This is a genomic window from Bradyrhizobium sp. 40, assembly GCF_023100925.1.
Classification (GTDB): Bacteria; Pseudomonadota; Alphaproteobacteria; order Rhizobiales; family Xanthobacteraceae; genus Bradyrhizobium.
Genome location: NZ_CP064688.1, coordinates 744,474 through 758,349 on the forward strand (window position 1 = coordinate 744,474; position 13,876 = coordinate 758,349).

The following is a 13,876-nucleotide window of genomic DNA, read 5'->3' on the forward strand; positions in this document are numbered from 1 at the left end:
CGTCAGAGCCGCTTGATCGCGGTGACCTCGCTGCCGGCTTGCTTGATCCGTGCGATGGCCGGCTCGATCGGCTCGATCACCGTTGCCATGTGATGCGCATTGGCGTGAACCATGGTGCCGCGATCGCGGACGATCGCGACATGACCCTTCCAGAAGATGAGATCGCCGCGTTGTAACTTGCTCTGCTCATGCGGCTCCAGCGCGCGACCGAGGCCGGCCTGCTGCATGTCGCTGTCGCGCGGGCAGCCGATGCCCGCTGACGTCAGCGAGATCTGGACGAGTCCGGAGCAATCGACGCCAAGGCTGCTCTTGCCACCCCAGAGATAGGGCGTGTCGACGAAACGCTCGGCGACGGCGACGAAATCCGGCTCGCGATGACCGAGCGGGACGAGATGGGTCTTGGGCAGATATTGTCCGTCGCGCGTCACGGCGAAGCTGCCGTCCTCGCGCACAACCACGATCTTTGATCCCATCACCAGGGTGTCTGCGGGCGGCAGCTTGATCGAGGGACCGGGGAAGGCAAAGGTTCGTAGCGCGCTGACCATATGGGTCGGGGCGGCCGAGGGCTTCATCAGCGCTGCATCCGGCAGCCAGCCGACATAGCCGTCACCGGAAAGCTGACCCCACGCCCATCCTTCGCCGTTGCGGTCGTAGACCGTGACGCGCTCGCCGCGCAACGCTTGTGTCATCAGCATTGCGTTCGACGACGGCTGTTCGCGCACGGGCGCGATCGCCTCGACTGTCTCGAATTCCTCGCCCGTGACGAAACGATCCGCCTGCACCTTGCCTTCGAGGTATTTTGCGGCGAGGTCGCCGCGCGCGGGTGTCAGCCTTGGATCTCGCCCTGGATCACGCATAGCGCTCGCTCAACAATGTGTAGATCGCGCGCGCGGCCTGGCATTCGCCGCCCTCGGGGCGTGCAGGCTTCGCCGACGGCGTCCAGCCGTAGATGTCGACATGCAGCCAGCTCCTGGCATGCTCGACGAAGCGTTGCAGGAACAGCGCGCAGATGATCGAGCCGGCAAAGCCGCCTGATGGTGCGTTGGTGATGGTGGCGGTCTTGGAGTCCAGCCACGCATCGTAAGGCGGCCACAGCGGCATGCGCCACAGCGGATCGTTCTCCTTCACCGCGCATCGTGCGACGTCGGCGGCAAGCATCTCATCGTTGGTGTAAAACGGCGGCAAATCCGGCCCCAGCGCGACGCGTGCCGCTCCCGTCAGCGTGCCGAGATCGATCAGCAGGTCCGGCTTTTCCTCGTCCGCCAGCGCCAGCGCGTCGGCAAGCACCAGCCGTCCCTCCGCGTCCGTATTGCCGATCTCGACCGTGATGCCCTTGCGAGAGGTGAAGATGTCGAGCGGGCGGAAGGCATTGCCCGCCACCGCGTTCTCCACGGCCGGAATCAGCACGCGCAGCCGCACCTTCAGCTTCGCATCCATCACCATGCGCGCCAGCGCCAGCACGTTGGCGGCGCCCCCCATGTCCTTCTTCATGATCAGCATGCCGCTCGAAGGCTTCAGGTCGAGCCCGCCGGTGTCGAAGCAGACGCCCTTGCCGACCAGCGTCACCTTGGGATGCGCCGGGTCGCCCCAGCCGATGTCGATCAGCCGCGGCGCGCGGTCTGACGCCATGCCGACGGCGTGGATCAGCGGAAAACTCGTCTTCAACTCATCACCGATGGTGCAGGCAAAGCTTGCACCGAATTCGGCGGCGAGATCCTGCGCGGCTGCGGCAAGCTCCTCCGGCCCCATGTCGTTGGCCGGCGTGTTGATGAGGTCGCGCGCCAGCATTGCGGCGTCCGCCATGCGGTTGATCTCGGTCGCGTCGACGCCGTCGGGTGGCACGAGACGGACGTCGGGGCGATCCGCCTTGCGGTACCGGGCAAAGCGGTAGCTGCCGAGTGCGAAGGCGAGTGCGGCGAGCCGTGCATCGTGCGGTGCATTGGCGAAGCGATAGACGCCCGGCGGCAGCAGGCCGGGCAGGGCGCCCGGTCGGAACAGGTCGCGCGATCTTGCACCTTCGTCCTCGAGCCCGAACAGCACTTGCGCGATCGCGCCATCGGGCGCGGGCAGCGCGAGATAGCCGCCCGGCTTTGCGGTAAAGGCGCTCGCAGTGGCGAACTGGCGTTGCGCCGCCGGTAGCCGCTCAGCGACCTGATCCCAGCTCGCCTTGGTGACGAAGGTGATCGGAATGGCGGTAGGCGACGTCTCGAAGACAGAAGGCATTGGCGGGTCCGGATCGTCAGATCGAGCGGGTCATACGAACGGACGAGATTTCGCAGAGTTTCGCCGCCGCTGCAATCAGCTTTGCTGCCACCGTTCAGCGATCCGCTACTCGCAGCAAGGGGGCCATGCTAGGTTCCGGCAACGGCCGTCAGGTGCAGATCTCCGGCGGCCGACGACAAAGCCGCCCGGGAGGAAATGCAATGGAATTTGTGTGGAGCGTGGTCACATTCATCGGCCAGGCGGTCGAGGCGATTTTTGGCTATGTCGAGCATCATCATTGGATATTCGCGTTCCTCGCCGGTGGTTACGTCTTCTATCTCCACGACCGCTCCGTTCACGCGCGGTTCGATGCACTGGACAAGCGCATTGACGAAATCCGCAAGCGGCTCGCCATCGAATATTGATCTGGTGAACGAAACCATCATCGGGCGGGCCCCGTATCTCATGCCGAGGACCGCCGTTCACGCGAGCGGCCGCAGGGCTTTACTAGCGCTGCGGTTGTGGCATTATTGGCCAATATTTTAGATTGTGTCGTGCGGTTCTGCACGTGGCGAGCGTAACAACGAGGCATGCGGTCGCTTCTTGCCCCGGCTCATCATGGCTCGGGCTGATACCGAACGGAACCTGATCGTCGAAGGCATTTCTCTTATCGTTTGCGCGGCGCGGCATTCGCAAATAAGCGACGCAAAATGGATAGATCGTTCGTCATCGTACAGATTTCCGACCTGCATCTGGACGGGTCTGGTCGGCTGCTTGCGACGATCGAGACGCTCAATGCCGCAATTCGCGAGAGGATGGCGGACTTCGCGAATGTTCCCGATCGCATCCTGTTGATCACCGGCGATATCGTGGACGACCCGACGCCGCCTGCGCTCGACGAAGCGCTCGCCGTCATTACGTCCTTCCGGCAGACCGGGCTGTTCACCGACATTCAGGCAATTGCCGGCAATCACGACGTCAAGCGCCCGAGCCAGCGTGCAGGCCGCCACGACGTCTATGATTACCTGCATTTGCCGCGGACCTCGAAGAGCGTCTACTACCGTCAGGCCGGTCTCGATCTGGTGCTGCTGGATTCGAACCGCGCGAGCCTCACGACGCTCGCGAGCAGCAACGTCGACCAGAGCGCCTATCACGCCCTGGTCTCGGATTCCTCGCGGCTGAGCGTCGAACTCGCGGGCAGCCTCGGGTCGGGCGGCCGCGCCGATTATGCCGAGCCGGTTGAAAACCTGGTGCGCGTGCTGGCGCTGCACCATCATCCACTGCCGCAGGCGACCGGAGAAGGAAAGCGGTTTCTCGGCGTGCCCGACGAGCCGCTGATGTATCTCGCCGCGCCCGCGACCTTCCTCGAAGCGGCGACATCGCTCAACGTCGATCTCGTTCTGCACGGACACCGGCATGTCGAAGGCTTGACGCGCTATTCGATTCCCGATCCGCGCGCCACGTCGAGTGAGAGCGATGAAGCATTCTGGCGCACGATCTACGTCCTGTCCTGTCCATCATCGACCGGGCAGGCCGGTGACGATGCCGGCTTCAACGTCATCCATTTCGGCCCGATGTCCCATGGCGGCCGCACCGAGTATCGCTTCGCGATCGCCCGCTACTCACGTCCGCGCAAGGATGGTGTCTTCAGGCCGCTCGATTCCAACCTGCCGCACGGCGTCGTCAGGCTGCCGGCCGGGCGCGAGTTTTCCCGAGATCCGGCCGTCCAGTCGGGCATCGAGATCGACGCATGCACGACGCTGAAACGGGATCAGGTCGCGGCATTCGCCCGCCGGCTCCTGCTACGCCGCGCCTTCTATGCCGACGGCGAGGTGGATTGGGCCGATTTGCTCCACGTCTATCTCGTGACCTCTCACGCCTGGGCCGATCTCGACAGCAAGTTCTCGAGATCCGCACGCAAGCATGACCTCGACGCCGTAGCCGTGGTGACATCGCTGCTGCGTCGGTTGGTCGAGCAATCTGCAAATGTGCTCGGCATCGACGACGTTCAGCTCGACGAGCTCCGCGCGAGGCGTCTGCTCAATCGTGACGATCTTCGGCGCGAATTGCCGAGGGTGGCGCGGCCGGGCATCGATGTCGAGATCGAAACGCGGCAACGACTGCAATTGCTGCGAGACCTGAACGAGCAGGTGAAGGCGCTGGGCCTCGATCTGGGCCTCGGCGGCGAGGTGCCGCCGCAGGCGCCGCGGTGAGGGACGCGGCAGGGAATTAACCGGCCGTTAGGGTTAACAGTCTATTGCTGGCGTGTTCGGCTCGATCAATCGGCTCGAGAGTCAAAGCGTCATGCGTCAACGGTTCGGTCTTGAACGGTTCAGTCTTGGACGGCTCAGTCTTGAACGACTCAGTCTTGCCCGGCTTCTTGCGTCCACCTCGCTGGTTGCGGCGGTGGCCATGGGCCTCGGCGGCTGCACGGCGATGTCGAAACTCTCCGACGTCACGGGCTCGGTCGGGCCGCGGGCGGAAGCCGCTCCCACCGATCCCGCGCGCGCTGCCGAAGTCTATGGCGAGCGCTATCGCGCCAATCCCAAGGACGCCGATGCGGCGCTCGCCTACGGCCAGGCCTTGCGCGCCAACGGCCAGCACGCCCAGGCCGCCGCCGTGCTCGAGCAGGCGACCATCGCCAATCCCGGCAACAAGGCGCTGATGGCCCAATACGGCCGCGCGCTCTCCGACAACGGCAATTTCCAGCAAGCCTTCGACGTGCTGACGAAGGCGCATTCGCCCGACAACCCGGATTGGCGGCTGCTCTCGGTGCAGGGGACCGCGCTCGATCAGATGGGCCGTCACGAGGAAGCGCGTTCCTATTACGCGAGCGCGCTCAAGATTGCGCCTGGCGATCCCGGCGTGCTCTCCAATCTCGGCCTGTCCTACATGTTGTCCAGAGACCTGCCGAAGGCCGAAGACGCGCTGCGGCAAGCCTATGCCTCGCCGCGCGCAAACGCGCGGGTGCGGCAAAATCTCGGTCTGGTCGTCGGTCTCCAGGGCCGCTTCGCCGAGGCCGAGACCATCGTGAAGGCGGACCTGCCGCCGGACCAGGCTGCCGCCAACGTCGCCTATCTCAAGGAAATGCTGACCCGCAGCGACGTCAAGCGGGGTGCGCCGAAGCGGACTCCGGTCGCCTCGCTCGGCCAGCCCGACTGATCAGACGTGATCGTCCAATCCTGAAGGCAGCCGCGGACCTTGCGCGGTCCGCATCTAACGTCATTGCATCTCGGTGACCTTGATCCCCGTCGGTCCGAGGATGACGACGAACAGCACCGGCAGGAAGAACAGGATCATCGGTACCGTCAGCTTCGGCGGCAATGCTGCGGCCTTTTTCTCGGCCTCGTTCATGCGCATGTCGCGGTTTTCCTGCGCCATCACCCGCAAGGATTGGCCGAGCGGGGTGCCGTAACGCTCCGCCTGCTGGAGTGCGAGACATACCGACTTGACGCCCTCGAGCCCGGTGCGCCGCGCGAGGTTCTCGTAGGCGACCTTGCGATCCTGCAAATAGGACAGCTCGGCCGTGGTCAGGGTGAACTCCTCCGACAGCGCGATCGATTGGCCCACGATTTCGACCGCGACCTTCCGGAACGCCATCTCGATCGACATGCCGGATTCGATGCAGATCAGGAGCAGGTCGAGCGCGTCGGGAAAGGCGCGCTTGATCGAGAGTTGGCGCTTGGAGATCGCGTTCCTGAGGAACAGCATCGGCGCTTGAAGTCCGAGATAGGCCGCGCCGACGCAGATGCCGATCTTGATCGGCATCGACTGCTGCATATGCGCGATCAGGAACACGTAGACGACCGAACCGACGAACAGCACGATCGGGGCAACCAGGCGGGCAAACAGGAAGGTGATGTAGGGCGCCTGGCCCCGATAGCCCGCCATGATGAGCTTGTCCCGTGCAGCTTCCTGCGCGAGCCATTTGGTAAGGTTGAAGTCGTCGACGACCTTCGAGACGAGCTGCTTCGGCGTCTGGCGAAGCGAGACTTTTTCGCTCTTGTGGAGGCGCTCGCGCTCGCGCTGCCGGATGCGCTCACGTTCGTTCGCTACCGCCTTCATGCGCTTGGAAAGGCCTTCGCCAGCGAACAGCGGCATCACCAGCGTATAGACTGTGGCGCTGGCGGCAACGGCGGCCAGCAGCATCGTCATGAAGTGGACGTCGTGAAGTTTCGCAACGAGGAACTCTACCATAAGGCACCATCAGAAGTCGAAATTGATCATCTTCTTCATCACCATGATGCCAATCGACATCCAGACGACGCAGCCGACCAGCATGAGCTGGCCGGTGGGATGAGTCCAAAGCATCGAGATGTATCCCGGCGTTGTGAGATAGACGAGGAACATCACGATCGGCGGCAGCGAGCCGATGATGCCGGCCGAGGCCTTGGCTTCCATCGACATCGCCTGGATCTTCTCTTTCATCTTCTTGCGGTCGCGCAGCACCTTGGAGAGGTTGCCGAGTGCTTCGGAGAGGTTGCCGCCCGATTTCTGCTGGATCGAGATGACGATGCCGAAGAAATTGGCCTCGGGCAGCGGCATCCGATCGTAGAGTCGCGTGCAGGCCTCGCCGAGCGGCATGCCGATCGCCTGCGTTTCGATGATGGACAGAAACTCCGAGCGTAGCGGCTCTGGCGCGTCGGCGGCGACGACCTTGATCGATTCGAACAGCGGCAGGCCCGCCTTGATGCCGCGGACGATCACGTCGACCGCGTCGGGCAGCGCCTTCAGGAATTTGGCTTCGCGGCGCCTCTTCAGGAAGCCCAGCGCCCAGCGTGGCAGACCGAAGCCGCCGGCGAAAGCGAGTCCGGCGGCACCGAGCAGGCCGCCGCCGATGAACAAGGCGACTGCGAACAGCACGCCCGCTACGACGGCGGACACGATCCAGAATTTCTGCGGCGCCCAGTCGAGGCCCGCCTGCGACAGGCGAACACTGAGCGGTACGCTCTTCTCCTGCTGGCGCCGCGCCTCGAGATCCTTGAGCGAGGTTTCGACCTGCTCGCGGCGCGAGCGCTGCGTCTTCTCGGCCGCGCGGGCCGTGGGCGCCTCTGCCCGCGAGATCGAGGCGCGGCGGCTCTCGGCCTTCCGTTCTCCGGACAGCATTGGATAAAGGAAGACCCAGGCGAGGCCGCCGACGGCGGCGGTGGCAAGGAAGGCGAGGGCAAGGACTTGCATGTTCATGGCTGCGCTGACCTGCTCACGTCGTGGGCGCCACTTCCGCGGCGTCGAGCGCCGCGGCAAGGCGCTTCTCTTCGCCGTAATAGCGGGCGCGTTCCCAGAACTTCGGACGGCCGATTCCGGTCGACCGATGCCGGCCGATGATCTTGCCGTTGGCGTCCTCGCCGACCATGTCGTAGAGGAAGACGTCCTGGGTGATGATGGTGTCGCCTTCCATGCCCATCACCTCGGTGATGTGGGTGATGCGGCGCGAACCGTCGCGCAGGCGCGCGGCCTGGACGATGACGTCGATCGAGGCGCAGATCATCTCTCGGATGGTGCGTGAAGGCAGGGAGAAGCCGCCCATCGTGATCATGGATTCGCAGCGCGATAGCGCCTCGCGGGGATTGTTGGCGTGCAGCGTGCCCATCGAGCCGTCATGGCCGGTGTTCATGGCCTGGAGCAGGTCGAATGCCTCGGGTCCGCGGACTTCGCCGACGATGATGCGCTCGGGACGCATACGCAGGCAGTTGCGCACCAGCTCGCGCATGGTGACCTGGCCCTCGCCCTCGATGTTGGGCGGGCGGGTTTCCAGTCGGACCACGTGCGGCTGCTGGAGCTGGAGTTCGGCGGCGTCTTCGCAGGTGATGACACGCTCGTCGTGCTCGATGTAGTTGGTCAGGCAGTTGAGCAAGGTGGTTTTGCCCGAGCCGGTACCGCCGGAGATCAGCACGTTGCAGCGGACGCGGCCGATGATCTGGAGGATTTCCGCGCCCTCCGGCGAGATTGCGCCGAACTTGACGAGCTGATCGAGCGTCAGCTTGTCCTTCTTGAACTTGCGGATGGTGAGCGTGGGGCCGTCGATCGACAGCGGGGGCACGATGGCGTTGACGCGGGAGCCATCGGCCAGGCGCGCGTCGCAGATCGGCGAGGATTCATCGACGCGCCGGCCGACCTGGCTGACGATACGCTGGCAGATGTTGAGGAGCTGCTGGTTGTCGCGGAAGCGGATACCGGTGCGTTGGATCTTGCCGGCGACCTCGATGTAGACGGTGTCGGCGCCGTTGACCATGATGTCGGCGATGTCGTCGCGCGACAACAGCGGCTCCAGCGGACCGTAGCCGAGGACGTCATTGCAGATGTCGTCGAGCAGCTCTTCCTGCTCGGCGATCGACATCACGATGTTCTTGATCGCGATGATCTCGTTGACGATGTCCCGGATTTCCTCGCGCGCGGACTCCGAATCGAGCTTGGCGAGCTGGGCGAGGTCGATGGCCTCGATCAGCGCGCCGAAGATGGTCGCCTTGACCTCGTAATAATTGTCCGAGCGGCGGGCTTCCATGGTCGGCGCAGGCTTCGCCGGGGCAAGCGGCGGAGAGGTGACGGCCGGCGGCGGCGGCACGCGCGACACAGCGGGCGCCGAAGCCTGGGCAGGCTCTGACGACACGGCACCGGGCTTCGAGGCCCGAGGGTCGGTGTCTGTTCCGCTACGCTTACCGAACACTTAAAAACTCCATGCGGCCACCTATTTTCCCCGCAACTTCTCAATCAGGGGTGAAAGCAGGGACGACTTTTGCTTCTTCGTTTCGCTGCGGCCGGTCAGGCGCTGGGCGATCTGAAGGAACATCTCGATTGATTTGTGATTGGCCGAGATCTCCGCGATCATCTGGCCGTTATTGGCCGCCGAGCCGAAGATCTGCGGCTCGAAGGGGATCGAGACGACCGGCTGGCTCTCGATCGCCTTGGCGAACTCCGCCGCGGCGATTTCGGGCCGTTTCGGCACGCCGACCTGGTTCAGGCAGTAGAGCGGCGGACGGTCGTTCGGACGCGCGGCCTTCAGGAGATCGAACAGGTTTTTGGTGTTGCGCAAATTGGCGAGGTCGGGTGCCGCCACGATCAGGATGTCGTCCGCTCCGATCAGGGCGCGTTTTGTCCAGCCCGACCATTGGTGCGGAACGTCGAGCACGATGCAGGGCATGGTGGAGCGCAGCGTGTCGAACACGGCATCGAAGGCGTCGGCGCCGAAATCATAGACCCGGTCGAGCGTCGCCGGCGCCGCCAGCAGGCTGAGGTGGTCGGTGCATTTCGACAGCAGGCGGTCGATGAAGGCGGTATCGACGCGATCGGGCGAGAACACGGCGTCGGCAATACCCTGCGGCGGATCCTGGTTATAGTCGAGCCCGGCGGTGCCGAAGGCGAGGTCGAGGTCGGCGACGACCGCGTCCATCGCGAGATCGCGGGCGATCGCCCAGGCGACGTTGTGGGAGATGGTTGACGCGCCGACGCCGCCCTTGGCGCCGACCACGGCGATGATACGGCCGACGGCCTTGGCTTCCGGCGCCGAGAACAGGTTGCAGATCGAGCGCACGACGTCGATCGCGCCGACCGGCGCTAGCACGTAGTCGCTGACGCCGCGGCGCACCAGCTCGCGGTAGAGCATGACGTCGTTGATGCGGCCGATCACGACCACGCGGGTGCCGGCGTCGCAGACGGTTGCGAGATGATCGAGCCCGCCTAGGAGGTCGTTGCGGCCGTCGCTTTCGAGCACGATCACGTTCGGCGTGGGTGCCGAGCGGTAGGCTTCGACCGCAGCCGCCATACCGCCCATCTGGATCTTGAGATGGGCCTTGCCGAGACGGCGATCTTCGCCGGCCGACTGCACGGCGGCCGCCGTTTCCACGGTCTCGCAGAAAGCCTGGACGGAAACGCGGGGGGCAGGCGCAATATGCTCCTCGGCCGGCGGGAGCGATGCCTCGGACTGCTCTTCTTGGGGCTGGCGAGCGTAGCTGATCATTTGCCGGTGTCGCTGAGTTTGGCCTTGTCGGCCTCAGGATAGGCGACCGCCGTCGGCATTCCCTTGCGATACTTCTCGAACGCGGCGGTGCGCCGCGGCGTGTAGGACGGCGTTTCGGGCCGCGGCTGCTCGAGATCTGACGGATTGTCGACCATCGCCGCGAGGTTGCGCTGATAAGCGCAGCCGTAATTGTAATATTCCTTGTTCTCGAACCAGCTCTTGTTCTTCATCGAAGGGCCGATGTCTTCCGGCCACAGGCCGCAGGGACCCGCGACCGCGGCGATCTTGGAATAGGTGAGCCGGATCGGCGGCAGGAAGCGCTTGTCTTCCGGCTGGTAAGAACGGGCGTTGACGCCGCGCGGCGGAACGCCTGCCGCTGACAGGATCGCCTGGATTTCACGCATGGTGTCCGCGACCGGACGCGCGTTGGGCGTGCCGGACGGCACGTCGATCTGGATCGCGCCGGTGCCTTCGTGCATCCAGGCCGACGCGACGCCCATCACGTCGGCGCGCTGGGCGGCGGTCAAGCCGCCGCGGGCATGGCCGACGAAGACGACGATGGAGCGATTCTGCTCCTCGATGGCGATCGGATGGCGCTGCTTGTAGTTGTCGGGAATGGAGGCGGTGACCGCTTCGTCATGCTGGCAGCCGCCAAGGGCGAGCGCCATGCCGACGAGCGCGCCGCCGAGGTGGATGGCGCGCCTGCGAATCTGGGGTGGTCTAGTGATCTTCATGAAGTCCCCGTTCCGCCTCAATCGGTGATGAAGCCGTAGGTGCCGCGGTAGTTCTTGGCCGGTTCGGTCCGGCCGGGCACGCCGTAGATGCGGTTGATGTTGCCGAGCAGTTCGGCCTGCGGATCCGCAGGCGCGGAGAAGCCATCATCCGGCCGCGACAGATCCTTTTGCGCAACTGCGCGAACGATATAGGGCGTCACGATCACGACCAGCTCGGTCGCGTTGTTGACGAAGTCGCGGCTGCGGAACAGCGTGCCGAGGACCGGGAGCTGCATCAGGCCCGGCAGTCCGCTGACGGCCTGCTTGGTCTGCTGCTGGATCAGGCCGGCCATAGCCATCGCACCTCCGGAGGGAATTTCCAGGGAGGTTTCTGCGCGGCGGGTCTTGATCGAGGGCACCGTGAGCGAGTTGACCGAGGTCGAGGTCACGGCCTGGGACAGCGTGATCGCGTTTTCGTTGGAGAGCTCAGAGACCTCCGTCATCACCCGCAGGCTGATCTTGCCCTCGGTGAGAACGACGGGGGTGAAGTTGAGCGAGATGCCGAACTTCTTGAAGCTGATCTGGGTGGTACAAACGTGCGTGGTAGGGTCGCACGCGTAGCCGGCAGGCACCGGGAATTCACCGCCGGCGATGAATGTTGCCGATTCACCGGAGATCGCGGTCAGATTCGGTTCGGCCAGCGTCCGGATCACACCCGCGGTTTCCATCGCACGCAGGGTGGCCTGCACCGACGGGGCCCCGCCGAACTTGGTGGTCAGATTGTTGCCGTCGACGAGGTTCTTGCCGAGAGCCGTGAACGGATTGGAGTTGCTGAAGCTGACGACCGAGGTGCCGTAGCTGAGATTGGCGGTAAGGTCGATTCCTAGCTGCTTGATGATGCTGCGCTGCACTTCGGCAACGGTCACCTTGAGCATGACCTGGTCGCGGCCGCGGACCACGATCGAGTTCACGACCTTCTCGGGGCCGCCCGCGAGGCGCACGGCGAGGTCGTTGGCCTGCTGGGCTTCGGCGGGATTCGCGGCCGAACCGGTCAGGATGATGCCGTCGCCTAGCCCGTCGATCTGGATGTCTGAGTTCGGCAGGACCTGCTTCAGCGCGGCCCGCACGCCGTTGAGGTCGCGCTTGACCGCGATGTCATAGGCCGCAATCTGCTGGCCGGCGGAATCGAAGAACACGATGTTGGTCTGGCCGATCGCGGCGCCGATGATGTAGGCGCGCTGCGCCGAGCGGACGACCGCGTTGGCGATCTTGGGATCGGCGACAAGCACGTCCTTGATGTCACGCGGAAGGTCGATCACGATCGACTTGCCGATGCCGAGCGAGAGGAATCGCGCGTTCATCTGACCGTCGGCCGCAGCCTGCGCCACAGGGCGATAGTCGGCGGCAACCACAGGGGTCAGCACCGGGTTGAGCGCGAGCGCGACGGTGGCCGAAAACGACAGGGCGCGGACCACAGAGGTTCGCATCGTCGCCAAGTTCGCCCTGCATTTCATATCGACAGTCCTCATCGTGCCTTCGCCGTCGAGCTTGGGATACCGTACCGAATGATCGAAATGCCATCGCGCTTCTGCGCGGAATCATCGAGCGTGATCTCGCTGAGCTTGACGTCGACGATGCTGCGCAACGCCAGCGACAGCGTGCCGCTCTGGCGTGCGGAGGAGAGCGTCGCAGTCTGCGCAGGATTGAGCTCGAGGGTGACGGTCTTGCCGACCACCGCGTTCTGCCCGTCCTTCTCCTTCGGCGCCTGGTCGATGGCCAGGACGCGGATATTGGCCAGGATGATCTCGGACGTGATCACATCAGGGGCGCCGCTGCTCTGGTCCGGATTCTTGAGACGGCGCGTCAGAAGCACGTCGACGCGGTCGTTGGGGAGGATGAAGCCGCCTGCGCCGGTTTCCGGCGAGATCTCGGTCGAAATCGCCCGCATGCCGGTGGGCAGGATTGCCGCCATGAAGCCGGAGCCTTCGGCCTTGACCAGCTTCTGGTCGCGGATCGGCTCACCCTGGATGAAGGGGGATCGTGCGATCGAGCCGGTGACCTGGGTTACCCCCTCGGGGCGCTCGTTGCGGCGGATGAAGGTGGTGCTGGCGGTCGCGGACGGCCAGGTCTGCCATTGCACGTCTTCCGGCTTGACGGTCTGGCCGAGGCCGATGTCGTTCTTGGCGACCAGGACGTCGACGGTGGGAAGCTGCGCGACCGGAGCCGGAGGCGGCGCAGAATTGTCCGAGCCGCTCGCCAGATACGCGGCGACACCGCCGGCGCAGATGGCGACCGTCAGGACGACAATGCGTGCCCTATTCATACGCTTCACTTTCCAACAAACGCCGCGACGCTGACGCCGCCGTAATCGGCAGTTGACCAGCTATTCGTCAAAGCATGGTTAATGAGGCGTATCTAAATCGCCTTAACGCCGGGTTGACCCGATGCGTTCAGCGCAATGCGAGGTGAGCGAGGTCGATCGCCTTCACCCATTCGGTCTCCGGGTAGACCATCAGCGCACTCATTGCGAGCGCGATGCCGTAGGGAATGCCGCTCTCCTTGGCGTGCAGCCGCGCGAGCCAGGCCTGGCCCGCCAGCCCATAAGGCAGCGGCCACTGCCGGAACTGGAGCAGGAGCAGCGTCAGCGCCCCACCGAACAGCGAGGCGTAGAGCAGGAAGTTCATCAGCTGTGCGAACCCGAACCAGAGTGCGACGGAGGCCGCGACCTTGGCATCGCCACCGCCGACCCAACCCATCGCAAAACAGGTGAAAGCCACGACCAGGACGAGCGCACCTGAGCCGACATGGCTCAGCATCTCGTAAGGTGCCATGCCACCGGCGAGAGCGAGCGCGAAAAAGCCGGCGACCAGCGCCAGCGATACGCGGTTAGAGATCGTCATCGTGAAGAGATCGCTCGCGGCGGCAAACGCCATCAGGGCAGGGAAGAGCAGAAGGCGCGCAAGGTCGAGGATCATGGGTTGCGTCTTGAGGCCTGGGTTTGCCGCGG

13 protein-coding genes are annotated in these 13,876 nt (G+C 64.6%); 3 read left to right on the forward strand and 10 right to left on the reverse strand.

The window, feature by feature from the left end:
* Window positions 1–2: 2 nt before the first annotated feature.
* Window positions 3–857, reverse strand: a complete 855-nt coding sequence (locus tag IVB40_RS03430) for an NlpC/P60 family protein (protein WP_247818097.1) — start codon at window positions 855–857, stop codon at window positions 3–5.
* Complete coding sequence (locus tag IVB40_RS03435; RefSeq protein ID WP_247818098.1) at window positions 850–2,223, reverse strand: leucyl aminopeptidase family protein; 1,374 nt, start codon at window positions 2,221–2,223, stop codon at window positions 850–852. Before IVB40_RS03435 ends, IVB40_RS03430 begins: the two co-directional genes overlap by 8 nt.
* Before the next feature lie 200 nt (window positions 2,224–2,423).
* Between IVB40_RS03435 and IVB40_RS35855 the strand changes: the two genes are divergently transcribed.
* The 3 genes from IVB40_RS35855 to IVB40_RS03450 all read left to right on the forward strand — a co-directional run bounded on the left by IVB40_RS35855 (window position 2,424) and on the right by IVB40_RS03450 (window position 5,364).
* Window positions 2,424–2,627, forward strand: coding sequence for a hypothetical protein (locus IVB40_RS35855; protein ID WP_018454690.1), 204 nt, complete (start codon window positions 2,424–2,426; stop codon window positions 2,625–2,627).
* 285 nt (window positions 2,628–2,912) lie between these two features.
* The gene (locus IVB40_RS03445; protein WP_247818099.1) at window positions 2,913–4,415 is read left to right on the forward strand and encodes a metallophosphoesterase; all 1,503 of its coding nucleotides are present in this window, start codon (window positions 2,913–2,915) and stop codon (window positions 4,413–4,415) included.
* A gap of 199 nt (window positions 4,416–4,614) precedes the next feature.
* Window positions 4,615–5,364, forward strand: a complete 750-nt coding sequence (locus tag IVB40_RS03450) for a tetratricopeptide repeat protein (protein ID WP_247284104.1) — start codon at window positions 4,615–4,617, stop codon at window positions 5,362–5,364.
* 60 nt (window positions 5,365–5,424) lie between these two features.
* Here the strand turns inward: IVB40_RS03450 and IVB40_RS03455 are convergent, their stop codons facing one another.
* The 8 genes from IVB40_RS03455 to IVB40_RS03490 all read right to left on the reverse strand — a co-directional run bounded on the left by IVB40_RS03455 (window position 5,425) and on the right by IVB40_RS03490 (window position 13,844).
* Complete coding sequence (locus IVB40_RS03455) at window positions 5,425–6,399, reverse strand: type II secretion system F family protein (RefSeq protein WP_027570195.1); 975 nt, start codon at window positions 6,397–6,399, stop codon at window positions 5,425–5,427.
* A gap of 9 nt (window positions 6,400–6,408) precedes the next feature.
* Complete coding sequence (locus IVB40_RS03460) at window positions 6,409–7,386, reverse strand: type II secretion system F family protein (protein WP_247359494.1); 978 nt, start codon at window positions 7,384–7,386, stop codon at window positions 6,409–6,411.
* Window positions 7,387–7,402: 16 nt separating this feature from the next.
* Window positions 7,403–8,866: a CpaF family protein gene (locus tag IVB40_RS03465; RefSeq protein ID WP_027570197.1), complete on the reverse strand. Its 1,464-nt coding sequence runs from the start codon at window positions 8,864–8,866 to the stop codon at window positions 7,403–7,405.
* A gap of 21 nt (window positions 8,867–8,887) precedes the next feature.
* A complete protein-coding gene (locus tag IVB40_RS03470) occupies window positions 8,888–10,156 on the reverse strand; it encodes an AAA family ATPase (RefSeq protein WP_027570198.1) in 1,269 nt (422 codons plus the stop codon).
* Window positions 10,153–10,890 carry a CpaD family pilus assembly protein gene (locus IVB40_RS03475; protein ID WP_247818100.1) on the reverse strand — a complete coding sequence of 246 codons (738 nt, stop codon included), beginning with the start codon at window positions 10,888–10,890 and terminating at the stop codon, window positions 10,153–10,155. Before IVB40_RS03475 ends, IVB40_RS03470 begins: the two co-directional genes overlap by 4 nt.
* Window positions 10,891–10,907: 17 nt before the next feature.
* The gene (locus IVB40_RS03480; RefSeq protein WP_027570200.1) at window positions 10,908–12,383 is read right to left on the reverse strand and encodes a type II and III secretion system protein family protein; all 1,476 of its coding nucleotides are present in this window, start codon (window positions 12,381–12,383) and stop codon (window positions 10,908–10,910) included.
* An 11-nt stretch (window positions 12,384–12,394) separates the two neighbouring features.
* Complete coding sequence (gene cpaB / locus IVB40_RS03485) at window positions 12,395–13,192, reverse strand: Flp pilus assembly protein CpaB (RefSeq protein WP_027570201.1); 798 nt, start codon at window positions 13,190–13,192, stop codon at window positions 12,395–12,397.
* Window positions 13,193–13,319: 127 nt separating this feature from the next.
* Window positions 13,320–13,844 carry a prepilin peptidase gene (locus IVB40_RS03490; protein ID WP_027570202.1) on the reverse strand — a complete coding sequence of 175 codons (525 nt, stop codon included), beginning with the start codon at window positions 13,842–13,844 and terminating at the stop codon, window positions 13,320–13,322.
* Between the last annotated feature and the right edge of the window lie 32 nt (window positions 13,845–13,876).